Here is a 25225-nt window from a genome sequence, read left to right on the forward strand (position 1 = left end):
TGGTGAATGCCTGCACGGCGGCGGCCATCGACGAGGCCGTCGGCCCGTTGTGATGGCGCCGCCGCGCACGGCAGTGTCGTCAGCTTGCTGTCATCGGGCGGAAGCGCCGCAGCCGCAGACTGTTGCTGACCACGAACACCGAGGAGAAGGCCATTGCCGCTCCGGCGATCATCGGATTGAGCAGTCCAGCCGCGGCCAAGGGCAGAGCCGCGACGTTGTAGGCGAAGGCCCAGAAGAGGTTGGACTTGATGGTCGCCAGGGTGCGGCGGGAGAGGCGGATGGCGTCGGCCGCTGCCCGCAGATCGCCCCGTACGAGGGTGAGGTCTCCCGCTTCGATCGCGGCGTCCGTCCCGGTACCCATGGCCAGCCCGAGGTCGGACTGGGCGAGGGCTGCCGCGTCGTTGACGCCGTCCCCGACCATGGCCACCGAGCGCCCCTCCCCTTGCAGCCGCTTGACCGCGTCCACCTTGTCTTCGGGCATGACTTCCGCGATGACGTCGCCAGGAGCGATTCCGACCTCTGCTGCGACCGCGTCGGCCACTGCACGGTTGTCGCCGGTCAGCAGAACAGGAGTCAGACCGAGAGCGCGGAGGCGCTGCACGGCTTCGGCGCTGGTCTCCTTCACGGCGTCGGCGACCTCGAGGACTGCGCGTGCTTCACCGTCCCAAGCGACCGTGATGACGGTGCGGCCGGCGCTCTCGGCCTCTGCCTTGGCTTGCTTGAGGTCCGAAGGGAGCTCGATCGTCCAGTCCGTCAGCAGCTTCTCCCTGCCCACGAGTACGGCGTGACTTTCGACGACCCCCTGGACTCCGAGGCCGGGCTGGTTCGCGAAGTCCTCGGGAACCGGGAGGGCGCCCACCTTCTCCGCGGCTCCGGCGGCGACGGCCTGGGCGATGGGGTGTTCCGAGGCGTGCTCCAGTGCCCCGGCAAGGCGCAGGACCTCGGTCTCGTCCTCACCTTCGGCCGGATGCACCTTGAGCAGGGTCATCTTGCCGGTGGTGACGGTGCCTGTCTTGTCGAGGACGATGGTGTCGGCCTTGCGCGTCGTCTCGAGAACTTCGGGGCCCTTGATGAGGATGCCGAGTTGTGCGCCACGGCCGGTGCCGACCATGAGAGCAGTGGGGGTGGCGAGTCCGAGGGCGCAGGGGCAGGCGATGATCAGAACGGCAACTGCGGCAGTGAAGGCCGCGGTCAGCCCGCTGCCGTTGCCGAGCCAGAAGCCGAGTGTGCCGAGGGCCAGGGCAATGACAATGGGGACGAAGACAGCGGAGATCTTGTCGGCCAGGCGCTGCGCGGCGGCTTTGCCGCTCTGTGCGTCCTCGACCAGTTTCGCCATCCTCGCGAGCTGGGTGTCCGCGCCGATCCGGGTGGCCTCGACGATGAGCCGTCCTCCGGCATTGAGAGTGGCGCCGGTGACGGTGTCGCCGACGCGGACCTCCACAGGCACCGACTCTCCGGTGAGCATCGATGTGTCGACCGCGGAGGCACCTTCGACCACCGCTCCGTCTGTGGCGATCTTCTCTCCGGGACGGACGAGGAAACGGTCACCGACGTTGAGGTCCTCGGTACGGATCAGCTCCTCGCGTCCGTCCCGGAGGACGGTGACCTCCCGTGCCCCCAGCTGCAGCAGCGCTTTGAGCGCCGACCCGGCCTTTCGCTTGGAGCGGGATTCGAAGTAGCGACCGGCGAGAATGAACGCCGTCACACCTGCAGCGGCCTCGAGATAGATGTTGCCGGCGCCGTCCGTGCGAGCAATGGTCAGCTCGAACGGATGTGTCATGCCGGGCGTGCCGGCAGTGCCGAAGAACAGCGCCCACAGCGACCACAGGAACGCGGCCGCGGTTCCCACCGAGATGAGGGTGTCCATCGTGGCGGCGCCGTGCTTGGCGTTGGTCCATGCTGCCCGGTGGAAGGGCCAGGCGGCGTAGGTGACCACCGGCGCCGCGAAGGTGAGGGAGAGCCACTGCCAGTACTCGAACTGCAGCGCCGGCACCATCGCCATCGCGATGACGGGAACCGCCAAGATCACCGCAGTGACGAGACGGTGCCGCAGCGGCCGCAGTTCGTCGCCCTCTTGGTCTTCGTCGTCCGCATCGGTGGTCGCGCTTTCCGCACGAACGGGAGCGGGAAGCTCCGCGGTGTAGCCGGTGGCCTCGACGGTGGCGATCAGATCTTCCACGGCGACGCCGTCGCCGTGGAGGACCTTGGCCTTCTCCGTGGCGTAGTTGACGGTCGCCTCGACCCCGTCCATGCGGTTGAGCTTCTTCTCGATGCGAGCGGCGCACGAGGCGCAGGTCATCCCGCCGATGGCGAGCTCGACCTCGCCTGTCCGGGAAACCGTCGTAGTCATCACTGCTCCTCGCGATGGAAGTTGCAGGGCGGGCCCTGCACTACGTCTGCAGACCCCGCCCGGTCGGCCACTCGGACGGGGAATCTGCGAGGCCATCGAATCATACCCTAGGGGGGTATGATCTCACTGCCTAAGATATACCCCCTCCCTCTATCGAGAGGCAAGTCTCCTCGGTCTTGATAATACCCTAGGGGGGTATAGAGTGGCCGTGCCGATAGTCACGTCTGCACCGCGCCACAGGAGTAGCCATGCACACCGGAGTGAAGATCACTGCCTTCGTCGCGGCCCTGGCTGCGTCCTTCGGCGCCGCCTACGGCGTCGGCAAGGTCGTCGACCCCGTGACCTCCCCCGCCAAACCCGCGGCCCACGGTGGTCACCCAGGGGGTGCGGCGAAGGCAGACGGCGCAGGGGGCGATGCCCCGGCCGGGGGGCTGCAGGTTTCCGAGGGCGGTTACACCCTCGATCTGGAGACCAGGCAGCTAGAGGCCGACAAGAAGGCAGACCTGCGCTTCGTCATCCGGGACAGCAAAGGCAAGAAGGTCACAGGCTTCAAGCGCGAACACGACAAGGAACTGCATCTGATCCTCGCCTCGCGTGACCTCACCACCTTCCGTCACCTGCACCCGACCCGGGCAGCCGACGGCACATGGAGCATCTCGGCCGAGCTCCCCAAGGCAGGCGACTACCGGATGTTCGCCGACTTCACGCCCAAGGCGAAGGACGCGGAGAACCTCACCCTGGGCGTGGACTTGCCTGTCGCCGGTGACTACGAGCCCGGCGAACCGGCCGAGGAGTCCCGCAGTTCGGAAGTCGACGGATACAAGGTGACCCTCGATGGCCGCCTGCGCCCAGGGGCTGCGGAGGAGGTGAAGCTCAAGGTCACCAAGAAGGGCCGTCCGGTCAAGGATCTGCAGCCCTATCTCGGGGCCTACGGGCATCTTGTCGCTCTGCGCGGCGGCGACCTTGCCTACCTCCACGTCCATCCCAACGGAGAGCCCGGCGACGGCACGACGAAGCCTGGTCCGGAGATCTCCTTCACTGCGACGGCTCCGAGCGAGGGCACCTACCGCCTCTTCCTCGACTTCAAGCACGAAGGCAAGGTCCGCACGGCCGAATTCACGGTCGCGGCCGGCCCTGACGGCGACTCGCCGAAGAAGGAAGAGCCCGCCGAGCACGGGGACGGCGACAGTCACAAGCACTGAGTGGAAGTCGAGCAAGATCTCGACGCAGCCCAGTACTTCGGCCATGAGTGGAGGGGCGAGCAACTGCTCGCCCCTCCACCGCTGATGGGCCGCGCTACGCTCAGGCCGTTGCGGGCTCCGGCTGTGCGGCTGCCTCGGGGGAAGCCAGCCGGCCGGTTCGGTGGAGACCGTACAGCGCTACCGCGCACCCAACCCCGAGCGCGAGCAACGCGATCCAGGGGATTGCGGAGACCCCGGCCGCACGCGCCGCGTCCAGGGCGGCCCCGGTCAGCAGATTGCCGAGGGTGATGCCGATGCCGCAGATGGTGTTGTACAGCCCGTAGTGGGTGGCGACGAGCCGGTCACCGGACAGACGGACGATGGTGTCCATCTCGAAGGGGAAGGCGATCATCGTGCCCACAGCAAGCAGGAGAGCAGCCAGCGACGGCGGGACCGCGGCCATCAACCAGAGACCCACGCCAACGTCCGGCACGGGCATCGCCGTGGCCGCCAGCAGCGGGACGAATGCCACGCCCATGATCAGCAACCCGCAGGCGAGGGCCTGCCCCGGTGCCAAGCGTGCCTTGCACCAGGCGGTGAGCCTGGTCTGCCCCAGGATGGTGCTCAGCCCTGAAACGGCGAACATCAACGCCACCGCGGCAGTGCCGAAGGTTCCCTCGCCACCCAGACGCCGGACCTCGAGCGGCAGGGCGAGATAGACCTGGAACTGCATGACGTAGAAGCCGATCATGGCGGTGGAGAAGAGCAGGAACGACGGGTTCCGCACGATGCTGCGCCACTGCGCCAGCACACTGACTCGCTTGTCGTCCTTCGCGTTGTCGCCCCTGCGGGCCGGCAGGGCCCGGATCTGCACGATGCTGAGCAGGGTGAAGATGGCAGCCGAGACCAGGCAGGTGACTCGGAAGTCGATGCCCGTCAGCAGCATGCCGACCATGGGTCCGAGCAGGATTCCGGCCTGGTAGTAGATGTTGAAGAGCGCGAAGGCGTCGACCCGGCGCTCGCCCGCATCCGCGGCGAGGTAGGCCCGTACGGCGGGATTGAACAGTGCTCCCGCCAGCCCCGTCGCCGCGGACGCGGCCAGCAGGGCCGGGACGGAATCCACCAGGCCAAGGGTGGCGAAGCCGAGCGTACGCAGCACGCAGCCCGCGACGATCAACGGCTTGTAGCCGAGCCGGTCGGCGAGGGTACCCCCGACCAGGAACATGCCTTGCTGGCTGAAGTTCCGTACCCCCAGGACGAGTCCGACGAGCCAGCCTGCCAGGCCGAGCGTCCCGGACAGGTGCGAAGCCAGGTACGGCATCAGCATGTAGAAACCGAGGTTGATGGTGAACTGATTGACCATCAACAGCTGGGTGCTGCGCTCGTAGGAGCGTGTCTGCGCGATGAAGCCCTTGGTGCGTGCCTGCCGAGCCATCACTTGCCTCCCTCCCCCGGCGCATCGGACTCAGCGAGTTGTCCCGCTGCTTCGGTCCCGAACGACGCGTCTGATTCCTCGTCGTCGCCGGCGAGCAGATCCACCACGTCGTTCTTCCTCGCCGAGTCGTTCCGGGTGAGGGGGTCGACGACGGTGGTGCACCGGGTCCAGCGGGTGACTTCCTTTTCGTCGGGGCGGCCGATCACCTCTGGTTCGGGCGCGGGTGGGGAGTCGAGCAGGCCGTGGGCTGCGCAGTAGTCGTCGTCGAAGACGGTCTCCAGATATCGCTGCGGCCCGTCCGGGAAGATGGCCGCGATGCGGGACTGGGCCGGCAGGGTACGGGCCAGCCATCCCGCGACCAGGGCGACCGCCCCGACGCTCCAGCCACCGGTGGCGTAGTGGGAGTTCGCCAGCTGGCGGCAGGTCCACACCGCTTCTGCGGCGGCCACCCAGTGCACTTCGCTGAAGTTCTCGTAGGCGATGTTGCCGGGATAGATGCTGGAGCCCAAGCCGCGCATCAGCCGTGGCCGGCCCGTCTGTCCGAAGATCGTCGATCCGACGGTGTCGACGCCGACCAATTGCATCCCGGGATAGAGCTGTTGAAGGACTCGGGAGACGCCCGCGGAATGGCCGCCGGTTCCCACGCTGCACACCAGAACGTCGATATGGCCCAGCTCTGAGGCGAGTTCCAACGCGAGCGGGGTGTAGGCGGAGATGTTGTCGGGGTTGTTGTACTGGTCCGGGCACCACGACTCAGGGTGCTCTACCCGTAGTTGGTCTACGCGGTCTCGTCGCGCTTGCTGCCAGCCACCGGTGGGGTGCGCCTCGCCGACGATGTCGACTTGGGCTCCGTAGGCGGTCAGCAACCGTGTCATGGAGGCTTCCAGACCAGGATCGGTGACCAGGGTCACCGGGTGTGCGTAGACCATGCCGGCCAGGGCGAGCCCAAGGCCGAGGGTGCCGCTGGTGGATTCGATGATTCTGGCCCCGGGACGGAGGTCGCCGCGGGCGCGAGCGCGCTCGACCATGTGCAGAGCGGGGCGGTCCTTGATTCCTCCGGGGTTGAAGCCTTCCAGCTTCGCCCAGAAGCCGCGCCCGGGAGAGGTGAGCGGTTCGGAGACTTGGAGGAGTGGCGTGTCGCCGACGAGCCCGGAGAGGGCAGAGCGGGCGGGGGGTGTGACGTCAGGGGTGGTCTGGGATTGCATGTTCCGCTCTCATTCGATGATGGGCATCAGCAAGTGCTCATCTCGCACGCCGCCATCCGGGCAGGACCGTGACGGCCCGCCCTGGCAACGGAATGCGGCAGCCCGACTCATGCGGCTGCATCGAACTCGGCCTAAATGCGCCACCGGCACACGACTGTGAGTCTGGAACGACCCGATTGAGCTCTGTCAGGACTTCGGGCCCGAGGTGGTGCAGTGCGGGCACGCGTCGCAGCAACGACCGCTGCCCCAGGAGGGGCGACCAGCGGTGTGGGGCCCGGCTGGGACTGGTTTCGTCCCTCATCCCCGTCGTCGAGCCCGAGCATCGAACAGGACTCACTGCTCAGCGACGTCTGCGTTTCGGCAGCAACGTCGCTGTGGTCCTCAGCCGATGGCGACGTGGAGCCGGCATAGGTTGAACCATGGCGATGGTCGAGGCCGTGAAGGAGTGCCCCGCAGTCGAATCCGACGAGGAACAGACCGCCCAACAGCACGGCAATCAGACGGTGACACCAAGGCACAAGCACAGTGGGGCGTCGGTCAGGGGGGTGGAACAGCACGCTTCCTCCGCGGAGCGGCATGCTTCACCGCGGGACGGCGAAGCGACATGGTCGAAACGGCTGGAGGAACTCTGCGCGGGCGGCAACGCCTGAACCGTCACGTTGAGCGACGGAGATGTGGCGCGGGCCGGCAGGCGCTCCGCATGGGCACCGGCAGTTGAGGGCCTGACAAGCAGAGCGCACCGCGCAAAGCGGGGCGGATCCTATATCCGCAGGACGCCTGACCCCGTGGAATCTCTCAACCGCAGCGGAGCCGACGCTCCTTCACTCAAGGAGGGCACATCACGCCGCTGACCGGAGAAGAGCGACCCGCCGGCCGACAAGCACGCACTTGGTGCTCCCAGAGCGGGCCCCTGTTGTGGCTGACCAGGTAGACACTCATGCGCGGGGTGAAAAGAGCCGTGGTCGTCGCCATGGTGCGAGTGGGATTCAGCAGATCCCGCAGGGACGTTCTGGACAACCGTTCCGTCCTGTCCGCCCGAGTCATGAGTGCCGGGTGTCGCGGAGGCAGAACTCGCAATCGTGAGATGGCTGGAGACGTCTTCAGCATTCACGCCGTGCGTGTACACGAGCCCTAACAGCAGCATGGCCACCAGCAAGAGGCGCCGTGATCCCGCCGACAAGCGGACTCGCGGCGCACCCGAGGGCGACCAGGCCGTAACCATGTCGTGATCCTAACGTCTTCCTGGCACGAGACAGGCAACCCCTCCGGGATCCCGCGTCAACGAGTCCGAACCCAAGGGCACACACCCAGCTGAGCAGCTGAAACGCTGAGGTGTTGCCCTGTGTCGGCTATGTCACCTCCCCAACTGGCCGAAGCAGGAACTCAGTCGGCCACACGGCCGGGCCGGCTCCCCCGCAGCGTGGTGTGGATTCCTGGCCGACAACGCTGACCGGTTCACTCCAGGGAACCGCACTGTCAGCTTCGACCTGACAAGTCAATTACCCTAGGGGGGTATGGTAGCTTACCCGAACTGGAGCGAACGAGGGCACGACGCCCGGCGGAACGAACGTGGCTGAGCCGTTCCCGCCAGGAGCGCGGCGTCTCGAGCAATCACCCCCTCGATCAATCAACTGGGAGAGCACTGACATGACCGAGAACAACACCGTCGAGACTTCGGAGTCGTCCTCCTGCTGCGGTTCCTGTGGCACTTCAGAGGCATCCAGCGACCAGGCCACCCCTGCCGTACGCGAGATCTTCCACGTGCAGGGCATGACCTGCGGACACTGCGTCACCGCCGTGACGACTGAGCTGAGCAAGGTCGATGGAGTAAAGGCCGTGGCCGTGGACCTTGGGACCGGCCAGGTGACAGTCGACAGCGACAAGCAGCTCCCGGACGCCGACGTGTCCGCGGCCATCGACGAGGCGGGCTACGAACTCACGGGCCGGGTCGCAGTCTGAGGACACCCCACTCAGTCAAGCGGTGTACGTGTCGCGTGCTCGACGCGTACACCGCCGACGTTTGTGATCGCTCCCAGTGACCCCACCGACGAGCCTCAACACCGAGACGAGAAATCCCTCGTGCACCACTGCCGTCAATCGGCTACAAGCAAGGCGAGTTCACCCCGCTGCCCCAGTCCGCTCACGATCTTGGTCCTGGCGATTCCTTCTCTGGCCGCAGAGTTGAGGCAATTACCGTGAGGAGCCATTCGAATACGGAGAGGATTTCTGCGGCACCCCGCACCATGTCTCTCGGTACGGCCCCCGGGTATAGTTGATTGACGCCCAGAGTGCGCTGGAGGAGCAAACGCGGGCCGGAGTTGCAGCCGTACCGCCCCAGTCGCCCGGTGGTCCATCAACTGTCGAGTCTTCCCTGGACAGAGGTGGGCCCTCTGCGACGCACAAGGCATGTGGAGAGCAGACCTACGCCGCTGTAGGTCAGGCACGCCTGTCACTGTGTTCCGCGGCGCAGGCTGCAGGAAGGTGAAGGCGATGGTCAGCTACAGCAACCACAAGGACGACGTCGTGAAGCGACTTCGCCGGATCGAGGGTCAAGTCCGCGGACTGCAACGGATGGTCGAGTCCGACACGTACTGCATCGACGTCCTCACTCAAGTCACGGCCACCACACGGGCATTGCAGTCCTTCGCCCTGCAACTCATGGAAGAACATCTCGCGACCTGCGTCAGCGGAGCCGTCGCCGAGGGAGGCGAAGAGGCAACGATCAAGCTGAAGGAAGCCAACGAAGCCATCGCCCGCCTCGTCCGCTCCTGATCCAGCGCGTTCGGAGACCACGCGTGGCCCGCTCCTACGGGCCCGCGCCATCCCTGTTCCGGCGCTCGTCAGCGGGCCGTGGACAGAATCGGCGTGGTTCAGGATGCCGTGTGGTGGTCGAGGAGGGCGTGGGGGTCTTCGTCGCCGCGGTGGGGGATGTGGTCCGTGTGGACCGTGGCGGCGGTCAGCCTGGGGACGGCGTGGATGAGGGCGAGTTCGGCCGCGACGGAGAGCTGGTGCGCCTGGACGACGGTCAGGTGTGGATCGACGACGATGTCCGCTTCGGCGCGGAGGCTGTGACCGATCCAGCGCATCCGGACCTGCCCGGTATCGCGTACGCCGTCGACCTCGTGCAGGGCGGCCTCGGCGGTATCGATCAATTCGGGGTCCACGGAGTCCATCAGGCGGCGGTAGACCTCCCGGGCCGCGTCCTTGAGGACCATGAGGATGGCGAGGGTGATGAGCAGGCCGACGATCGCGTCGGCTGCCGACCAGCCGATCGCTGCGCCGCCGACGCCGAGGAGCACCGCGAGGGAGGTGAAGCCATCGGTGCGTGCATGCAGCCCGTCGGCGACGAGCGCCGCCGAGCCGATCCTGCGTCCGGTGCGGATGCGATACCGGGCCACCCACTCGTTGCCGACGAAGCCGACGACGGCGGCGGCAGCCACGGCCCACAGGTGGGTGATCTCGCGTGGGTCGAGCAGGCGGTCGATGGACTCATGAGCGGCCAGTGCTGCGGAGGCTGCGATGGTGAGCACGATGACGATGCCGGCCAGATCCTCGGCCCGCCCGTAGCCGTAGGGGTAGCGGCGGTTGGCCGCTCGTCTGCCGAGGACGAAGGCGATACCCAGTGGCAGAGCCGTGAGGGCGTCGGCGGCGTTGTGGATGGTGTCGCCGAGCAGAGCCACAGACCCTGACATCGCGACGATGACGGCCTGGATCACTGTGGTGAGTCCGAGGATGACCAGGGACAGCCACAGGGTTCGCATGCCTTCGCGGGAGGTCTCCATCGCGGAGTCGACCTTGTCCACGGATTCGTGACTGTGCGGGGCGAGCACGTGGGCCAGGCGGTGCCGGATCCGCGCCCAGCGGCTGTCGCTGTGGCCCTCCGGGTGGCCGTGGCTGTGGCTGTGGCCGTCGCTGTGGCTGTGTGCCGCGTTCCCGCCGTGTTGGCGGGTATTGGCCGACGCATCGTGGGGCCCGTGAGTGTGCTGGTCCTGTCGTCCGGTCACGGGATCGTCTCCTGCCCTTAGGTCGGCGACTGTCGTCGACAGCGTGCTGCCCAGGATCCATTATGTGCGTATGAGCGCACGCATGCACCTACCAGGAGCACAGGATTCGCAACAGCCAGGAGACGGCGAGCGCCTCGCGGTCGCCGTTGAGGTGCTCGAGCTGCTGGCCGACCGCACGAGACTCGCGTTGCTGCTGACTCTGGGCGAGGGAGAGGCGGATGTCGGCACGCTGACGGAAGCGTGCGGGGCTAGTCGTACGTCGGTCAGTCAGCACCTGGCCCGTCTGCGCCTGGCGGGGCTGGTGACCACCCGCAAGGAAGGACGTCGTGTGGTGTACACGCTGCGTCACGGACACCTGAGGCGGCTGGTGAACGAGGCTCTCAGCGTCGCCGACCACCGGATCGGCCAGCTGCCTGCTCACGACTGACGGGCAGGCTCACCGGTTCGCCTTCCGGTACGGGGTCATGACCGATGATGAGCCACCATGCCACGTGGACGCCCCGACGCCCTCTGTTCGGTCTCCGAACGTCGACTGCCGGACGCCAAGGCACCGCGTTCAAGACGTTGCAGAGCTAACCGGAGGCCTGACCAGCCATCAGGGCTCCGCAAGGTGGAGGTACTTCAGGCGAGGGCCGTGACCGTCACGGTGGCCAGGCCGAGTGCGGCACAGATTCCGAGCGTGCGCAGGACGCTCCAGCGCAGCTTGAAGATCATCAGGAGGGCTGCGGCCGTGATGGCGAGTGCGGTCGGGCGGATGGTGGTGAGGTCCGGGAACTGGATGTGCAGCGGCCCCCAGGTGCCTGCGTCGACATCGGCGAAGAGGGTGTGCAGCGCAAAGTAGAGGCCCAGGTTGGCGATGACACCGACGACGGCTGCGGTGATGCCCGTCAGCCCTGCGGAGATGGAGCGGTTGCCACGCAGCCGCTCGATGTAGGGGGCGCCGAGGAAGATGAACAGGAAGCAGGGCACGAAAGTGACCCAGGTGGTCAGCAGCGCACCGAGGACGGCGGCGGCCCAGGGGTCGAGCCCTCCGGGGTCGCGGTAGGCGCCGAGGAAGGCGACGAACTGCACGACCATGATCAGCGGCCCCGGGGTGGTCTCGGCCAGGCCCAGGCCGCGGACCATTTCACCAGGGGCGAGCCAGCCGTAAGTGGTCACCGCCTGCTGCGCGACGTAGGCCAGTACGGCGTATGCGCCTCCGAACGTCACAAGTGCGGTGCCGGAGAAGAAGACGCCTTGGGTGGTGAAGACGCTGCCCGTGCCGGTGAGCAGGGCTACGGCGACGAGCGGTATCCCCCACAGCAGTAGGCCCGTCCCCAGGATGCGTACGAAGCGGCGGCCGCCGGGCGCCTCGGCGTGCAGGGACGCATCCGAGATCAGGGGTGCGGGGCCCCTGTCGGCATCGTGCCCGACGGAGCGGTGGAAGGCATGAGGCCTGTAGCGGGCGAGTAGCCAGCCGGCCAGTCCGGCTGCGGCGATGACCAGTGGGAAGGGCAGGGCGAACAGAGCGAGCGCGATGAAGGAGAGGACCGCAAGGCTGACGAGGGCGGGGTGGGTCAAAGAGCGGCGGCCGACCCGCCACACCGCCTGCGCAACGACGGCGACGACGGCCGGTGCGAGGCCGGCGAACAGTCCGGTGACAGCGGCCGTCCCCCCGAAGGCGACGTAAAGCGCGGACAGCGCAAGCAGCGCGAGGACGCCCGGCAGGACGAAGAGGGTCCCGGCGGCCAGGCCGCCGCGGGTGCCGTTGAGGAGCCAGCCGGTGTAGATGGCCAGTTGCTGGGCCTCGGGCCCGGGCAGCACCATGCAGTAGCTCAGCGCGTGGTTGAACCGCTGCTGTCCTATCCATCGTTTGTCCTCGACCAGGGCGCGCTGCATCACCGCGATCTGACCGGCCGGCCCGCCGAACGTCTGCCATGAGATCGCGAACCAGGTACGCAGCGCCGTACGGAAGGGCACGACGTCCTGATGGATCCCGGTGGGAGCCGCGGCCGACTCAGCTTCCGTCTCGGGCGTGGAGCCGGCGCTCACGCGGGTTCCCGCCCCATCAGGGTGGCGCGGCGGTAATACTCGTACAGGCCGTCGAACATCGGCCCGGACAGTTCCAGGATCCGATTGTCGTCGCAGGTCATCGACAGTCCGCGCAGCACCGCATCGAGGCCGGGAGCTTCGGGGGCGTCGTAGCGTTCATCGTCCAGGTCGGCCTCGTGCACGATCTCCGCCAGCTTCCACAGGACCGGATCCATCAGCCTGTACCGGCGCAGGATCGTCTCGAACGAGCAGTCGCCACCGTGGTGACCCAGCTCAACCCCGCGCATGTCGAACGGTGTTGCGTCCTCGGGTACCAGGACGGGATCGGTGACGAAGACGAAGTCCGCGTCCTGGTCGATGTGCCGGTCGATCAGCCAGGCACAAGCGGCCCGGTCGATATGGATCCGGGCACGGGTCGCCCACTTCACGCTTGCTCCTTCTCGGGAGGTCCGGGCTGCATTGCGACGGCGTCGGACAGGGATGTTTCATCGGCAAGGGAGCGAACAGCCGCATTGGCGCGGTCCCGCTCGGGCGGTGGAAAGAAGTCGCGCCGCCCGATGCGCCGCAGCTCTGCCCGTAGCCTGCGCACCACGGAAGCCGTGCCGGTCCCCGCGGCTGCGGCCTCCCCCGCTGCCTTGGCCACCGCTTTGTACTCGGCGGCCCTGGCGTCCGCCATGGACTGCGCGAGCTCGCGCTCCTGAGCGAGCGTTGCAGGCCGGGCCAACCAGATCGCACCGGTGCCCCCGGCCTCGATGGCCTCGTCCGCGATCCACTCCAGCTGCTCCTGGGTCCGGGCGTCCGCCGGAAGCGCCACCAACCCGTCCGAGATCTGGGCGACCCCCAAGCGCTTGAGCTTGCGCCACACCGCGATTCGCGGCGTGGAAGGCTCACGAGGAACCCGGTAGCACAGCAGGACCCACTCACCGGGGCCGCGGGCCTCACGAGCTCGCTGCTGATCTTCGGCCACGGCCACTCCCTTCCTGCTATTGATGCAACCACGGTTACATCGAACTGGGAAGGGGAGCGTCCGCCATGCGGATCATCCGTCGTCCTCCACTTGGCCTTCGTGACAGGGTCTGGATGTGACGACGTTGTTCCTGACGGTCGGCCTGCCAGGGGCCGGAAAGACCACGAGAGCTCGGCAACTGGCCACGGAACACAGCGCGCTGCGGCTGACGCCGGATGAGTGGATGATCCCGCTGTTCGGCGATCCGCAGCCGGACGGGAAGCGCGATGTGCTGGAAGGACGGCTGCTCTGGCTCGGCCTGGAGGCGCTGAGGCTGGGAACCAACGTGGTGCTGGATTTCGGATGCTGGTCCCGTGACGAGAGGTCCGCGATCCGCTGGTTGGTGATGTCTGTGGGCGCGTCCAGTCAGCTTGTGTACGTGCCGGTTGACCATGAGACCCAACGGGCCCGGATCGCCCATCGCCGGTCGACGACCCCTGATCAAACTTTCGCGATGAGCGAGACGGACCTCCTGCGCTGGAGGGCGCTGTTCGAGGAGCCCGACGTCACGGAACTCGACGGACATGGGATCGAAGGTCCGCCTCCTGGATGGTCAGGGTGGCTGGAGTGGGCCGCCGATCGGTGGCCGTCGCTAGCGTGACTGTACGTAGCCGTGCCCAGGCGCGCCAGGCCGGGAAGGATCCGCGCGGACAGGCTCTTTGGGCGGACCCGGCGCACCTCTCGTGCCATGCTCCGGGCCGTCCGCCCTCTTCCCCCGACCGGCATCGGCGTCATCTGGGAGCCGACCGACGAAGAGGACGCCGAAGGCGGCCGCAGTACCGTCAGGAAGCCTGGGCCGAGGGCTCGGGGCTGGGCAGGGTCTCGCCGGTCTCCAGCAGGGTCTTGAGGTCGGAGAGAAGGTGCGGCCAGCCTTGGCTGACCATCTCCAGTACGGTGCTGCCGGGCTCGAAGTCGTCATGGAGAACGGTCAACTTGACCAGCTCCCCCAGCGGTTCGATCTCGAAGGTCACCCTCGAGCGAGGCTCGTCGGCGACCTTGGCGAGGACCTCGTCGCTCACCCCCGCGGCCCGGGCCCACTCCGGGGTGAAGGTGTGCCAGGTGTAGGAGAGTCGGCGAAAGGGCTCGGACTCGAGGACGACCTGGGCGGGGTCCTCTGTCCTTCCGCCGTGCCCGTCCCAGACCATCGTCGAACCCGCCTTCCAGTCCGTCTCGAACGTGGTCTCCCAGTAGCGCCGGGTGAAAGCCGGGTCGGTCAGGGCCTGCCAGAGCCGCTCTGGCGTGGTGCTGATGTACGTCGTGTACACGAACTTGGTGCCGGTCATGGGTTCTTCCTCCAATGCTCGCTTCAGATCGGAGAGCGCCTCGGCGCGCCGGCGGTCGTACTGGCTGATCCAGCGCTCGGCGATGGCGTTGATGGGCACGGCGTTGAGGTAATGCAGCTTCTCCCGGCCCTGCCACACCGTGGTCACCAGGTTCGCCGCCTCCAGCACCGCAAGGTGCTTGCTGACCGACTGCCGCGCCATCTCAAGACCGGCGCAGAGCTCGCGAAGGCTTTGCCCGTTGCGCGAGTTCAAGCTGTCGAGCAGCAGCCTGCGGCTGGGATCGGCCAGCGCCTTGAACACCTTGTCCATCTCTCCGTCCCGGGTAGGCAGCCGTATGGCTGCATGAAAATTAGGCAGCCATATGGCTGCACGTCAAGGGCCTGTCACAAGTCCTTCGACGAGCGGGGGCGGAGCATGGCGTTTCCCGGTAGGGGCCGCGGGACGGCCGGCGATGCTCGCGTACGCGGACCGAGGGCCGCCTCGAGCTTCGGACGTCCGGCCGCGCCGCGCCGCGCGGGCTCCGCCCACGGCCGACGCGGGTTCCCCGGGCAACAGCTATGCGGAGCACGGGTTCTGCCGCAGCGGTTCGGGGACGGCTGACCGCCCACGCCGTCGTCGACGACGCCTCAGGATTGTGGGTCTTGGCCGGCCAGCTGGTTGCCAAGCGGGCTTCGGCGGTACATCACGCGCCGCCCGTCACGGGCGCGGGTGACGAGGCCCGTTGCGTAGAGCACTTGGAGGTGCTGCGACACGGCGCTCGGCGTCACTCTCAGGCGATGGGCGAGGTCTGCCGTGGACAGCGGGTCGCCGAGCATGCCGAGCATCCTGGCCCGCGGAACGCCGAGCAGAGACGCGAGCGCCGTCGTGTCGGCCGCCGGTGCTTCGGCCCAGAGGGTGGCGATTCCACGGCTGGGGTAGGCGAGCATCGGCGGCTCGTCCGGGCTCAGCGGCGGGACGGGCTTGTAGGCGAACACCGACGGGACCAGCAGCAGACCTCGGCCGGCAGCGGTCACGCGGTGCGTGGCAGCCATCTTGTCGATGTGTAGTACGCCGTCCCGCCATCGCAGGTTCGGGTGCATGTCGGAGAACAGCAGGCGTGCGCCTCCCGTGGCCAACTGCCGTGCCCGGTGGGTGATGTCGGCCTCCAGTACGAGCCGCATCTGCGGCCACATCGGCATGAAGGCCATGTCCCAGTAGCGCTGCAGCAGGTCGCAGATCGTGTCCACGAGCGCGATGACGGACTTCTCCCCGGGGGCGCTGACCTCATGCAGCACATCCGGAAGCCGGCCCGGCGCGTGTGTCGCCACCATGTCGCGGCACACGATGTCCGGCGGAGTACCGCGTACGCCCGCGAGTTGCTCTTCGATGGAGCGGGCAGAGGTCGTCGGTCTCGGGGTCAGGAAGTCGGGCAGGGCACGAGTCTCCCCGACCAGAGAAAGCAACAAGCGGCGGTCGACAGTGTCGAGTTGGCTGAGAACAGACCTACGCCACGGGAGATGCAGTGGGTAGCGGCCGGGATCGCGCAGAGTCCAAACACTGAACAAGGCCTCCTGCAAGGGCGAGATCGCGAACCGGGTGTCCGCGAGGTCCTCGACGTCGAGCTGGAAGCTGATCATTAAGCTATACGCTACATCGATTGGCGCCTGAGTGCCCTTGGCGTGGACTGCGATGCATGACAGACCGAATCAGTCGCCGGGTGATCCTTCTTCTGGCCGTCACCTGCGGCGTGGCCGTGGGCAATGTCTACTTCCCTCAGACCATCAGCCCGTTGGTCGCAATGGGTCTCGAAGTGTCCGCCGACTCGGCCGCACTGGTAGTGACCGCGACGCAGTTCGGTTACGCGGCGGGGATCTTCTTGCTGGTGCCGCTCGGCGACAGATTTCCGCACAGGCCGTTGATCGTCACTCTCCTCGTTCTCAGCGGCGCGGGGTTGCTCGCCGCGAGCACTGCGTCTGCACTGCCTCCCCTCATCGGGGCGAGCGCCCTTATCGGCGTGGCGACCGTGGTCGCTCCCCTCATCGGCCCGATGGCGGTCGGTCTCGTGGCCGACGATCGCCAGGGGGTGGTCAGCGGCACCTTGTTGAGCGGCTCCATCGGCGGAATCCTGCTGTCCCGGGCCCTCGGCGGGACCATCGGCGAGTGGCTGGGATGGCGGGCCCCTTACTTGATGGCCGCGGTGCTCTCCCTGATCCTCGCAGCGCTTCTGACCCGCGCGCTGCCCGCGACGGCGCCGCCGTCGGGGCAGAAGTATCCGGCGCTGCTGGCAGAGTCCATGCGCTTGCTGCGCACCGAACCCGAACTTCGCCGCTCCTGCTTCTACCAGGCCACGGTCTTCGGCGGCTTCTCAGCGGTCTGGACAGGAGTCGCGCTGCTGCTCACGGGTCCCGTCTACCACATGGGGGCTCGGGCGGTCGGCCTGCTCGCTCTGGTCAACGCGGCGACCATGCTCTGCACACCGATCGCCGGACGCCGGGTGGACCGCCGGGGACCCGACGAGGTCAATCTCATCAGCATGAGCGCGGTCGTCGCCTCAGCCCTCGCCCTCGCCTTCGGCACCTTGGGAGGCGCCTTCGGACTGATGGCACTGGCGCTGGGCACGCTGCTGCTCGATGTGGGGATGCAGTCCGGCATGGTCGCCAACACGGTGCGAATCCTCGCCTTGCGTCCCGAGGTACGCAGCAGGCTCAACACCGCCTACATGACCTGCGCTTACGTGGGGGGCAGCGCAGGTTCCTGGCTCGGCGTCCGCGCCTATGCGCGCTTCGGCTGGCTGGGCGTGTGCACGGTTCTTCTGCTCCTCGCCACAGCGGCCTTGGTCCGTCATGTGCGGGCTGTCACCCCAGCGTCCTGCCAGGCCGCTCTCGAGGTCTCCCCCGACAGCTCTCAGAATTCAGCGCGGAACACACGCAGGTAGTTCTTGAGCCAGTCGAAACCAGTGCCCGCTCGGTAGACGCGGCGGCGCAGGTCGGGGGCGGAGCTTTGCGCCAACTGCCCCATGACGGCGACGTTTTCGCGGTACCGCAGACGGGGGTTCCAGTGCTCGATGTCCGAGCCATCCCGGGTGGCCGTCCAGTAGGCCGGATAGGGATACCACCGGCTCAGGTACTTCTTGAGCAGCTGCGTCGTCTTGGCTACCCAGGGAGCCATGCCGTCGAAGATCAGCTCCCCGGCCCGGAAGTGATCGGTGAGTTGCCGCAACAACTGCCGCACTTCGTTCTCGCGCAGATACATGACCAGGCCCTCGGCGATGATCAGTACCGGTGTGTCGGCAGGGACTTCCTCCAGCCAGGCTTCATCTGTGACCGAGGCGGCGATCATCCGGTAGCCGTCGGATTCGTCGTAGAGCTTGCGACGCAGTTCCATGACGTCGGGCAGGTCGACGTCGAACCAGCGCACCCCAGCGGGCAGGTCCAGTCGGAACGCCCGGCTGTCCAGGCCGCAGGCCAATTGCAGAACGGTCGCGTCCGGGTTGCGGCGTACGAAGTCGGCGGCCCAGTCGTCGAACTGCTTGGCGCGCTGCGCGACACTGGCCCGGCTACGGGTGATGGTCGCCTTGTCGAGCTTCTTCCAGTCGTAGCCGATCCGTTGCACGGCCTCGGCCGCGAAGTGGTCGCCGAGGATGGGCTCTTTCTCCTTGTCGTCCAAGGCTCTGAGGAACAGTGTCACGAGCATCGTGGACTGCACGCCGGTGAAGTCCACCTTCCCTGTCGTCATCGATCGCTCCTGTTCGCTGCGCGGTGGTCGGTCCACAGTTGGAGGAACTCGCCGGCGAACTCGGTCGCCGAGAATCTGCAGAAGTCCCGCAGGTCCACGAGGCGCTCGCGTTGCTCACGACGCTCCTCACCGAGTGCTGACAATCCGAACTCGGCCGCGTCGGCACCGGCCTGCGTAGCCGTAGATCCGGCCCATCGTGCGCGGCGCGCCGGCTGCCTCCATGAACAGACCGATCCGGTCTACGAGTTCAGCTTCTTCTGGAGCCATCGGCACACTTCCTACAGTTCGTTCAGAATATTCTGAACGAAATGTAGGACCATCTGGTTCCGTGGACAACGCATCTTGACGCCGACAGGCTGGTGGGACGGCGCGTCGGCAGACGATGCCCGAATCCCGTCATCGGGATCTCATGCTGTCGATCGCAGGGACGTGCACCGGTTCGGATTCCACACGGATCAGCGCAAGGCCGTAGGCGACGATCCACACGACCCAGATCAGCCAGCCGGCCAGGGCGAGGAGACCGAGGAGACCGCCCTCGTTGACGACCCAGTACGCGAGAGTGGCCGAGCTGAACTGCAGCGCGGCCGCCAGCAGCCCTATGGCACCGTGCCAGCGCCGGATGAGTCCGGTACGCAGGCCTCCCATGGACAGGCCAAGAAGGGCGGCCGCCAGGAAGGTGCCGTTGAGAGTGAACAGCCCTTCGTGAAGCGCCCAGAGTCCGGACGTCGCCGAGGTGTCGTGTGCAGCCGTCGACGTCAGGGCGAGACGGGTCGCGATGATCCCGGCGAAGATCGTGTTCTGCATGACCAGCCCGGCGAGGCCGAGTATCGACCATGCCTCGCCACGCTCGCGCTCACGCCGCCAGAGCGCAGCCACCGCACCCGCACCGAACAACGCGGCCAGCACCCAGGCGGCGGGAGCGAATGCGGATCCGATGCCGAGGATGTCTCCTTCGGTGCTGAAGAACTCGGCGACCTCTTCGATGCCCGCGCCCGTGAGCGGGAAGCCGGCAGGCGCCACGATCACATTGCCGAGGACGATCAAGGCGGCGAAGCCGATGGCGGCTATGCCACTGATGCGGGTGAAGCTCACGGTTGCCACCCCGTTGATTGACGGATAGTTTATTGATTATAGGCAGCGTAAAGTCAAAGAAGGCAACCCATGAACGCAGCACAAGAACGGCGCCCCTACGAGTCGTTGCGCCGGACGACGCAGGCCATGGAGACCCGGGCCGAGATCGCCCGCGCTGCCCGGCGGCTCTTCGTGTCCCAGGGCTGGACGGCGACGACCGTTCGCGATGTGGCGCGCGAGGCGGGAGTCTCCGTGCCCACCGTCTACGCGGCATACGGAAACAAGAATGGGCTGGCCGGAGCCTTGGCAGAGTCGGCCGACCTGTCCGCCGACATACCGCAGATGCTCGGGGAGTTGGAGGCCGCGGCGGCGGACCCCGCGCAGCAACTGGCGGCGATGGCCGCCTACGACCGGCGGTTGTTCGAGCGCGCGGGCGACGTCATCATGCTGGTCCGAGAAGCAGGGCGCACCGTGCCGGAGTTGGCAGCGGCCTACAGCGACGGCCGCGAACGGGGCGACGAAACCCGGATCCAGGTGTTCTCGTCCTGGCCGGACGGCGTCCTCGAACCCGGCCTCGACATACGGTCGGCTGTCGACATCTACGCGGCGATCTGCAACGTCGACGTCTACACCACACTCACCGGCGAACGCGGCTGGGCGCCCGATCAGGTCGAGCAGTGGTGGAGCCGGGCGCTGGTCCGCGAACTCCTGGACAATCAGGGGTCGGGCGGGACGACGGGCAGGTTGTAGCAGTCGCTGCGTGATGCCCGCTGCGGTCGATGAACGTGACCGCGCAGATCACCCCGACACGTACGCGCCATGGTGGTGGGACACGTAGAGGTGCGACGTCGATGCGACGGCCACTGCGAGTCGATCTTCCCGCGCAGCTCGACGACCGCGCGGGCTCGGTGCGTGGCAATGCTGCCCGAACGGGGTCACATCCTCCGCATGATTCGGTACGTGCTGCAGGCAGCGCGAGTGCGGGTTGCCGACATGCGAGCGTGCCACTTCACCGGGACGCAGGAAGACGCTCGATCACCAACGCGGCGACATCGTCGCTCAAACCCTCACCAGCGTGGGCGAGTAGGTCTCGCTTGAGGTGTTCCAGGAATGGCCCCGGCTCGCATTCCTTCCAGCCGGTGATTCGTTCGGCGAGTGGGTAGAAGGCGCCGGTCGAGTCGCGGGTCTCGATGACACCGTCGGTGTACAGCAACAAGAGGTCCCCGACGTCAAACGTGAATTCGTCGACGTTGTAACGCTGGGAGGCCAGGTCACCGAGCCCGAGCGGGGGTGCCGGCTGGTCACTCTCAATCATCGTGATGTTTCCGTCCCGCACCACAATTGGCGGCGGGTGCCCGCACTCGATCAAACGGACGATGCCGCCCGAGTCAGGAATCTCGAGGATCGTGGCGGTGATGAAGTGCTCCTCGGGCTCCTCCGGCTCGCCGGGTTCAGCCAACTGCCACGATGCACTGTCATCGAGAAAGGCTGCCAGGTCAGCCATTGCGGAAAATTGGCGTGTGGCGGCACGGAATGCGCCGAGCAGCACCGCAGCGTCGCCGATCGCGGGAACGCCTTTACCCCGCACATCCCCGATGATCAGCCGGGTGCTCGAATCAGTACGGGCGGCTGCGTACAGGTCCCCGCCCATCTGGGCCTCGGCCTCGGCTGCGAGATAGAGGGACGCTACTCGCAGTGGGCCGATCTTCTCGGGCAGAGGCCGCAGTACGAGTCGCTGCGCGGTACCGGCTACATGCCGGACGTGCTGGAGCTCCTTGCGGCGGCGCTCCCGCAGTCCACAGAAGATCACAAGGGTGGCTCCCACCAGGACCAAGGCCACGATCTGCGCCTGGTGGTTTGCCGAGAACAGCTCGTCAGGATCCCGCAGTACAGCGATGACCGCTTGAGCACCCACAGCGAGGGCAGCGACCAGCGCGGTAAGCCTGGGCCCAGCAACAGAGGCAGTGATGGCTGGAGCAGCGACCAGCAAGGGACCGAAGTGGATGTGCGACGGAGCCAGAACGTCGGTCACCACAACGGTCACGATCAGGAGGATCGGGAGGGCCAAGATCCAGTGGCGTGCCCTCACGGACCGTCGAAGAGCAACGAGCGGCTGCACCATGTTCACTGTATACCTGCCGCAATCGGCGACGCGTGCGACCAACTGGGTCGCCCACTGCGGAAGTCGGTTGCCTGCCTGGAGCGACCGAGGGGCAAAACCGGGCGTGTCTCTCCACACACCGGGCTGGGCAGCTACCTATTTCCCTCGTGATCGAAGTCAGCAACACCCTCCCGTGCAAATTGCATCTGCTGCAACAAAGCTCCGGACAAACGACCGCCAATTCGAGAGAAGCCGTGTCCTCCGAGGCCAACTGCGCAGCTTGCCGGATGGCACACTGACTGTCGACTCGCCGAAGGAGATCTGAGTGTCGATGATCAGCAACCTCCGTCAAGCAGTCCGCCGACCCCACCAGCACGCCGTGGACCTGAGCCATCCGGCCCGGTCACCACTCGGCAGCTCGGTCGTCAACTGCGTGGCCTATCTCGACGGCACGCGGCAGCAAGGCAACTGTCCGGTCGAGGAAGCACTCCAGCAGGTCCGTAAGTCAGGCGATGGCTTCGTCTGGGTGGGTCTGCACGAGCCCACCCAGGAGGAGTTCGTCGGACTCGCCGAACTCTTCGACCTGCATCCGCTGGCAGTTGAAGATGCCGTCCACGCGCATCAACGGCCCAAGGTGGAGCAGTACGACGAGGTGCTGTTCGCGGTCTTCAAGACCGTCTGCTACGTCGAGCACGCGGAACTCACCGCCACCAGCGAGGTGGTGGACACCGGCGAGATCATGGTCTTCACCGGCCCCGACTTCGTGATCACCATCAGGCACGGCCGGCACGGCTCGCTGGGGCCGCTGCGCGAGGTGCTGGAGGCCACGCCGGGGCAATTGGCCAAGGGCCCGGCGGCAGTTCTGCACGCCATAGCCGACCACGTCGTCGACGTCTACCTCGGCGTCGTCGACGCCGTACAAGACGACATCGACGCGGTGGAATCCGCCGTCTTCACCGAAGACACCGCCCACGCCGACGCGGGTCGGATCTACCAGCTCAAGCGCGAACTGTTGGAACTCAAGCGAGCCGCCGCACCGCTGGACCGGCCGCTCCAGAAACTCGCCACACAGTCCACGCCACTCATCGGCCCCGACATCCGGGCGTACTTCCGCGACGTAGCCGACCACCTGGAGCGCATCACCGAGCAGATCGCCTCCTTCGACGCACTGCTCGACTCCATCCTCCAGGCACATCTCGCTCAGGTGACGGTCGCTCAGAACGAGGACATGCGCAAGATCACTGCCTGGGCTGCGATCATCGCCGTTCCCACCATGGTTTGCGGTGTCTATGGCATGAACTTCGACCACATGCCCGAGCTGCGCTGGACATACGGCTATCCCTGCACCCTCGGCGTCATCGCCATCGCCTGCGTCCTCGTCCACCGGGGCTTTCGTCGCAACGGCTGGCTCTGACCAACGGCCGTACGATTTCACATTGTCGAGCCACCAGCGCGCCGGGAGACTCGGGACCCGCCGGAGATCGAAATCCCGGAGCATCCCTGATGCACGGTGCATCGTCCACGGATGACAATTCGCGACTCCGCCTTTGGTCCGGGTCTGCTTTCTCCGTTCGTCACCTGATGAAGACGTCGATGGTTTTTCCTCCTCGCGGCTCACGACGCACTGTGACCTCATGCGCGAGGTGGCGCACCAAAGCCCAGCCATAACCGCCGACGCGCTCAAGATCCGTGTCTGGGCCGGCCGACCGTGAGTAAGGAAGGACCGGACTGGGGTCGGTCACATGAACGTGCAGGTTTCCCGCTGACCCGCTCAGTTGGAGGGCGATGAGTCCGCCAGCGTGCCGGTAGGCGTTGGTCACCAATTCGGATACCACGAGGACCACATTGTCGACGGTCTCTGGAGTGACCGGAGGGCGCAGGGCGGAGAGGTAGGCGCGAGCGATATCGCGCGCCTGGCCGCTGCTTCGGGGACACATGATGGACAGAGGACGCTGGTGGGGCGCCGCGCTGAGCTGATCAATCATCACGCTCATCCCAGGTTCGTTGGCGGACCGTTCGTGCACGGGCTTGTGCCCTCGCCAGCGCCGGACTAACGCACCAATTCTGCATCTCTTGATCCGGCACCTTGCTGCAAGTCGAATCGGCTTCCGGCGCCATCCAGACCGGCTGGCCCTGCAGTCATCCAAACCGCCCATCCGCCAGGATGACCGCTGCGTTGAGGCAGGCCACAGGGGTGATGAGCGTGCAACTGGCACTGGCCTGTGCGTGCTTGGCCAGGAGGCGGGAATGCGGAAGTGCCTGGGAGGTGCTTTCCATGACGACGGCAGACTCGATGCCCCTCCGGTGCACGGCCTGCAATGGTTCCGGTGACGGTCAGACCGTCTTGAACGGCCGCGGCAGCTACGTCGAGGCGTGCCGCCGATGCAAGGGGTCCGGACGAATGACCAAAGCTGACAAGTCCGCCGTCGACTCTCTCGACACTGAGCAAGCCGACAAGGACAACTCCTTCTGAGAAGGCGGGCTGCGAGCAGGATGCCGTGCGAACGTTCCGCACTTTGCCAGCAGCTCTCGTCTCGCAACAGTGTCTTGGGCGCCGGGACCCCATATTCCATGCTCAGGCCAACTTGCCGCGCATGAGCGTGAGTCCGAGCGACAACCGAGCAGCGGCATTCTGATGGAAGCCGGGTGCGTTTGGCGACTTCAATTGACGGCGGCGTGCGATTCGACATGCTCGTCCAGGCATGACGGCCCGCACCTTGCCACTCCCCTGCGAGCATCACTCTTTGGTCCCGCTGGGCATGAGCTCCCCGGCGGAACCCCTGCTCGCGATCGGATGGTGGATCAGCGGCCCAACTGGCTTGGCACGCCGCTGGGATGAGATGCATGAGCGCTCGGGAGAAGGGCAGAAGGATGTCGTGTCCCGTCGTCGTGGGACAGAACCGGGGCGGCCGGAAGACTCTGGCGGTCATGCGGCCGCCCCGGAAACCCGTCACGCGATTCCTGGGCTTTCCTGGCACGCAAGACCTCGCGCAAGAATGACATGGCGGCGATCAAGGCGGGTCCGCGCACGAGCTGGTCCTGATCGCGCGCGGACCGGGTATTCGTGGCAGCGGAGAAGAAGCCTCGAAGCACACGACAGAATCGCAATTGCCACGCCCGATGAGATGAAAGTTCAGCTACGGAGGGCCGCAATGTGCCAGCTGCTGTAGGCCATCCAAAGAACCTGAGACGGGTGACCGTCACAGCTCGCTAGGATCGCCACCACCGAGGCGGTGCCTACGGCACTGTGCAGCGCGAGATCGACCGCGACGTCCCGGCCCCGGGACTGAACCGATCTTGGCGTATCGAGCAGCACGTTGCTACCTGTCGCGGGCATCGTCGTGCAGCACCATCACACACAACGCTGCCCGCGTCAGTACGCATATACCACTCCGTCGAGTCACAGACGATGCAAAACCAGGCGGGTACTCTTCTTCCATGTCCACAGGAGACAAACAGTGCAGCTGCGAGGCGGTCGCCGCCGCCAACGATTCGCTACGCAGCTTCGCCCAGGGAAGGAGTGTGTGGGACCGCGCAGACCTGGCCGAATACGCACGCCTGCGGCAACGCTGGTTACACGCAGCAAAGCAGCCCCGCACGCCCGTCTGCACATGCAGCAGCCGTGAAGGCCCCAGGCACCGGTAGCCGACACACGATCCGAGCCTGACTTGCTGCGGCCCAGACACAGAGGTCAACGTGCACACACCGGCACCGAGCAGCCCTCCTTCCGGACTTCACGCGCGTCCCGGCGCCAACCGTCAATCTGCCATCGGAATGGCGTCTTCACGCCACCTGGGAGCCGGTGCGTAACCCCGGCGACCGGTCGCTGTTGAACTCAGTTGAG

22 protein-coding genes are annotated in these 25225 nt (G+C 66.6%); 9 read left to right on the forward strand and 13 right to left on the reverse strand.

Features of this window, described 5'->3' with window-relative positions; all coding sequences use genetic code 11:
• Positions 1 to 79 precede the first annotated feature (79 nt).
• Positions 80 to 2350, reverse strand: a complete 2271-nt coding sequence (locus G4Z16_RS01820; protein WP_197348841.1) for a heavy metal translocating P-type ATPase — start codon at positions 2348 to 2350, stop codon at positions 80 to 82.
• Positions 2351 to 2598: 248 nt separating this feature from the next.
• Between G4Z16_RS01820 and G4Z16_RS01825 the strand changes: the two genes are divergently transcribed.
• The gene (locus tag G4Z16_RS01825) at positions 2599 to 3552 is read left to right on the forward strand and encodes a hypothetical protein (protein ID WP_197348842.1); all 954 of its coding nucleotides are present in this window, start codon (positions 2599 to 2601) and stop codon (positions 3550 to 3552) included.
• Positions 3553 to 3652: 100 nt separating this feature from the next.
• Here the strand turns inward: G4Z16_RS01825 and G4Z16_RS01830 are convergent, their stop codons facing one another.
• Together G4Z16_RS01830 and G4Z16_RS01835 are read right to left on the reverse strand one after the other, a co-directional pair.
• On the reverse strand, positions 3653 to 4966 hold the full coding sequence (locus G4Z16_RS01830) for an MFS transporter (RefSeq protein WP_197348843.1): 1314 nt from the start codon (positions 4964 to 4966) through the stop codon (positions 3653 to 3655).
• The gene (locus G4Z16_RS01835; RefSeq protein ID WP_197348844.1) at positions 4966 to 6171 is read right to left on the reverse strand and encodes a PLP-dependent cysteine synthase family protein; all 1206 of its coding nucleotides are present in this window, start codon (positions 6169 to 6171) and stop codon (positions 4966 to 4968) included. The genes G4Z16_RS01830 and G4Z16_RS01835 overlap by 1 nt, the downstream gene beginning before the upstream one ends.
• Positions 6172 to 6590: 419 nt before the next feature.
• On the opposite strand from G4Z16_RS01835, the gene G4Z16_RS01840 reads away from it, so the two are divergent.
• The 3 genes from G4Z16_RS01840 to G4Z16_RS01850 all read left to right on the forward strand — a co-directional run bounded on the left by G4Z16_RS01840 (position 6591) and on the right by G4Z16_RS01850 (position 8943).
• Positions 6591 to 6821, forward strand: a complete 231-nt coding sequence (locus G4Z16_RS01840) for a hypothetical protein (protein ID WP_197348845.1) — start codon at positions 6591 to 6593, stop codon at positions 6819 to 6821.
• A 997-nt stretch (positions 6822 to 7818) separates the two neighbouring features.
• A complete protein-coding gene (locus G4Z16_RS01845; RefSeq protein ID WP_197348846.1) occupies positions 7819 to 8130 on the forward strand; it encodes a heavy-metal-associated domain-containing protein in 312 nt (103 codons plus the stop codon).
• 531 nt (positions 8131 to 8661) lie between these two features.
• A complete protein-coding gene (locus tag G4Z16_RS01850) occupies positions 8662 to 8943 on the forward strand; it encodes a metal-sensitive transcriptional regulator (RefSeq protein WP_197348847.1) in 282 nt (93 codons plus the stop codon).
• 98 nt (positions 8944 to 9041) lie between these two features.
• On the opposite strand, the gene G4Z16_RS01855 is transcribed toward G4Z16_RS01850, so the two are convergent.
• On the reverse strand, positions 9042 to 10175 hold the full coding sequence (locus G4Z16_RS01855; RefSeq protein ID WP_197348848.1) for a cation diffusion facilitator family transporter: 1134 nt from the start codon (positions 10173 to 10175) through the stop codon (positions 9042 to 9044).
• Positions 10176 to 10245: 70 nt separating this feature from the next.
• On the opposite strand from G4Z16_RS01855, the gene G4Z16_RS01860 reads away from it, so the two are divergent.
• Entirely contained in the window at positions 10246 to 10602 is a 357-nt protein-coding gene (locus G4Z16_RS01860; RefSeq protein WP_197348849.1) for an ArsR/SmtB family transcription factor, read from the forward strand.
• Positions 10603 to 10796: 194 nt separating this feature from the next.
• Here G4Z16_RS01860 and chrA read toward each other — a convergent pair whose 3' ends face one another.
• From chrA to G4Z16_RS01875, 3 genes are read right to left on the reverse strand one after another with little or no spacing between them, the layout of a single operon-like run.
• Positions 10797 to 12206 (reverse strand): chromate efflux transporter, encoded by a 1410-nt coding sequence (gene chrA, locus G4Z16_RS01865; protein ID WP_246530624.1) that lies wholly within the window; start codon positions 12204 to 12206, stop codon positions 10797 to 10799.
• Entirely contained in the window at positions 12203 to 12634 is a 432-nt protein-coding gene (locus G4Z16_RS01870) for a chromate resistance protein ChrB domain-containing protein (protein ID WP_197348850.1), read from the reverse strand. Before G4Z16_RS01870 ends, chrA begins: the two co-directional genes overlap by 4 nt.
• Positions 12631 to 13173: a Chromate resistance protein ChrB gene (locus G4Z16_RS01875; protein WP_197348851.1), complete on the reverse strand. Its 543-nt coding sequence runs from the start codon at positions 13171 to 13173 to the stop codon at positions 12631 to 12633. The genes G4Z16_RS01870 and G4Z16_RS01875 overlap by 4 nt, the downstream gene beginning before the upstream one ends.
• 115 nt (positions 13174 to 13288) lie before the next feature.
• On the opposite strand from G4Z16_RS01875, the gene G4Z16_RS01880 reads away from it, so the two are divergent.
• Positions 13289 to 13813, forward strand: coding sequence for a P-loop nucleotide/nucleoside kinase family protein (locus tag G4Z16_RS01880; protein ID WP_197348852.1), 525 nt, complete (start codon positions 13289 to 13291; stop codon positions 13811 to 13813).
• A 181-nt stretch (positions 13814 to 13994) separates the two neighbouring features.
• Here the strand turns inward: G4Z16_RS01880 and G4Z16_RS01885 are convergent, their stop codons facing one another.
• Entirely contained in the window at positions 13995 to 14804 is an 810-nt protein-coding gene (locus G4Z16_RS01885) for an ArsR/SmtB family transcription factor (RefSeq protein ID WP_197348853.1), read from the reverse strand.
• Positions 14805 to 15121: 317 nt separating this feature from the next.
• Entirely contained in the window at positions 15122 to 16111 is a 990-nt protein-coding gene (locus tag G4Z16_RS01890) for an ArsR/SmtB family transcription factor (protein ID WP_197348854.1), read from the reverse strand.
• 56 nt (positions 16112 to 16167) lie between these two features.
• Between G4Z16_RS01890 and G4Z16_RS01895 the strand changes: the two genes are divergently transcribed.
• Positions 16168 to 17409, forward strand: coding sequence for an MFS transporter (locus G4Z16_RS01895; protein ID WP_197348855.1), 1242 nt, complete (start codon positions 16168 to 16170; stop codon positions 17407 to 17409).
• On the opposite strand, the gene G4Z16_RS01900 is transcribed toward G4Z16_RS01895, so the two are convergent.
• Together G4Z16_RS01900 and G4Z16_RS01905 are read right to left on the reverse strand one after the other, a co-directional pair.
• Entirely contained in the window at positions 17379 to 18209 is an 831-nt protein-coding gene (locus G4Z16_RS01900; protein WP_197348856.1) for a class I SAM-dependent methyltransferase, read from the reverse strand. The genes G4Z16_RS01895 and G4Z16_RS01900 overlap by 31 nt on opposite strands.
• A 396-nt stretch (positions 18210 to 18605) precedes the next feature.
• On the reverse strand, positions 18606 to 19301 hold the full coding sequence (locus tag G4Z16_RS01905; RefSeq protein ID WP_246530625.1) for a 2-oxoglutarate/malate transporter: 696 nt from the start codon (positions 19299 to 19301) through the stop codon (positions 18606 to 18608).
• Between the two features lie 69 nt (positions 19302 to 19370).
• Here G4Z16_RS01905 and G4Z16_RS01910 point away from each other — a divergent pair, with 69 nt between their 5' ends.
• Positions 19371 to 20030, forward strand: coding sequence for a TetR/AcrR family transcriptional regulator (locus tag G4Z16_RS01910; protein ID WP_197348857.1), 660 nt, complete (start codon positions 19371 to 19373; stop codon positions 20028 to 20030).
• 259 nt (positions 20031 to 20289) lie between these two features.
• Here the strand turns inward: G4Z16_RS01910 and G4Z16_RS01915 are convergent, their stop codons facing one another.
• On the reverse strand, positions 20290 to 21402 hold the full coding sequence (locus G4Z16_RS01915; protein WP_197348858.1) for a PP2C family protein-serine/threonine phosphatase: 1113 nt from the start codon (positions 21400 to 21402) through the stop codon (positions 20290 to 20292).
• A gap of 310 nt (positions 21403 to 21712) precedes the next feature.
• Here G4Z16_RS01915 and corA point away from each other — a divergent pair, with 310 nt between their 5' ends.
• A complete protein-coding gene (gene corA / locus G4Z16_RS01920) occupies positions 21713 to 22795 on the forward strand; it encodes a magnesium/cobalt transporter CorA (protein WP_197348859.1) in 1083 nt (360 codons plus the stop codon).
• A gap of 160 nt (positions 22796 to 22955) precedes the next feature.
• On the opposite strand, the gene G4Z16_RS01925 is transcribed toward corA, so the two are convergent.
• Entirely contained in the window at positions 22956 to 23375 is a 420-nt protein-coding gene (locus tag G4Z16_RS01925) for an ATP-binding protein (protein ID WP_246530626.1), read from the reverse strand.
• Positions 23376 to 25225 lie beyond the last annotated feature (1850 nt).

The organism is Streptomyces bathyalis (genome assembly GCF_015910445.1).
Lineage (GTDB): Bacteria > Actinomycetota > Actinomycetes > Streptomycetales > Streptomycetaceae > Streptomyces > Streptomyces bathyalis.

Excerpts from the sequence above, each read along its gene's own strand:
- G4Z16_RS01820 (WP_197348841.1), bottom strand. The coding sequence starts at position 2,350 with ATGACTACGACGGTTTCCCGGACAGGCGAGGTCGAGCTCGCCATCGGC.
- G4Z16_RS01825 (WP_197348842.1), top strand. The coding sequence starts at position 2,599 with ATGCACACCGGAGTGAAGATCACTGCCTTCGTCGCGGCCCTGGCTGCG.
- G4Z16_RS01830 (WP_197348843.1), bottom strand. The coding sequence starts at position 4,966 with ATGGCTCGGCAGGCACGCACCAAGGGCTTCATCGCGCAGACACGCTCC.
- G4Z16_RS01835 (WP_197348844.1), bottom strand. The coding sequence starts at position 6,171 with ATGCAATCCCAGACCACCCCTGACGTCACACCCCCCGCCCGCTCTGCC.
- G4Z16_RS01840 (WP_197348845.1), top strand. The coding sequence starts at position 6,591 with ATGGCGATGGTCGAGGCCGTGAAGGAGTGCCCCGCAGTCGAATCCGAC.
- G4Z16_RS01845 (WP_197348846.1), top strand. The coding sequence starts at position 7,819 with ATGACCGAGAACAACACCGTCGAGACTTCGGAGTCGTCCTCCTGCTGC.
- G4Z16_RS01850 (WP_197348847.1), top strand. The coding sequence starts at position 8,662 with ATGGTCAGCTACAGCAACCACAAGGACGACGTCGTGAAGCGACTTCGC.
- G4Z16_RS01860 (WP_197348849.1), top strand. The coding sequence starts at position 10,246 with ATGAGCGCACGCATGCACCTACCAGGAGCACAGGATTCGCAACAGCCA.
- G4Z16_RS01885 (WP_197348853.1), bottom strand. The coding sequence starts at position 14,804 with ATGGACAAGGTGTTCAAGGCGCTGGCCGATCCCAGCCGCAGGCTGCTG.
- G4Z16_RS01890 (WP_197348854.1), bottom strand. The coding sequence starts at position 16,111 with ATGATCAGCTTCCAGCTCGACGTCGAGGACCTCGCGGACACCCGGTTC.
- G4Z16_RS01895 (WP_197348855.1), top strand. The coding sequence starts at position 16,168 with ATGACAGACCGAATCAGTCGCCGGGTGATCCTTCTTCTGGCCGTCACC.
- G4Z16_RS01900 (WP_197348856.1), bottom strand. The coding sequence starts at position 18,209 with ATGACGACAGGGAAGGTGGACTTCACCGGCGTGCAGTCCACGATGCTC.
- G4Z16_RS01910 (WP_197348857.1), top strand. The coding sequence starts at position 19,371 with ATGAACGCAGCACAAGAACGGCGCCCCTACGAGTCGTTGCGCCGGACG.
- G4Z16_RS01915 (WP_197348858.1), bottom strand. The coding sequence starts at position 21,402 with ATGGTGCAGCCGCTCGTTGCTCTTCGACGGTCCGTGAGGGCACGCCAC.
- corA (WP_197348859.1), top strand. The coding sequence starts at position 21,713 with ATGATCAGCAACCTCCGTCAAGCAGTCCGCCGACCCCACCAGCACGCC.
- G4Z16_RS01925 (WP_246530626.1), bottom strand. The coding sequence starts at position 23,375 with ATGAGCGTGATGATTGATCAGCTCAGCGCGGCGCCCCACCAGCGTCCT.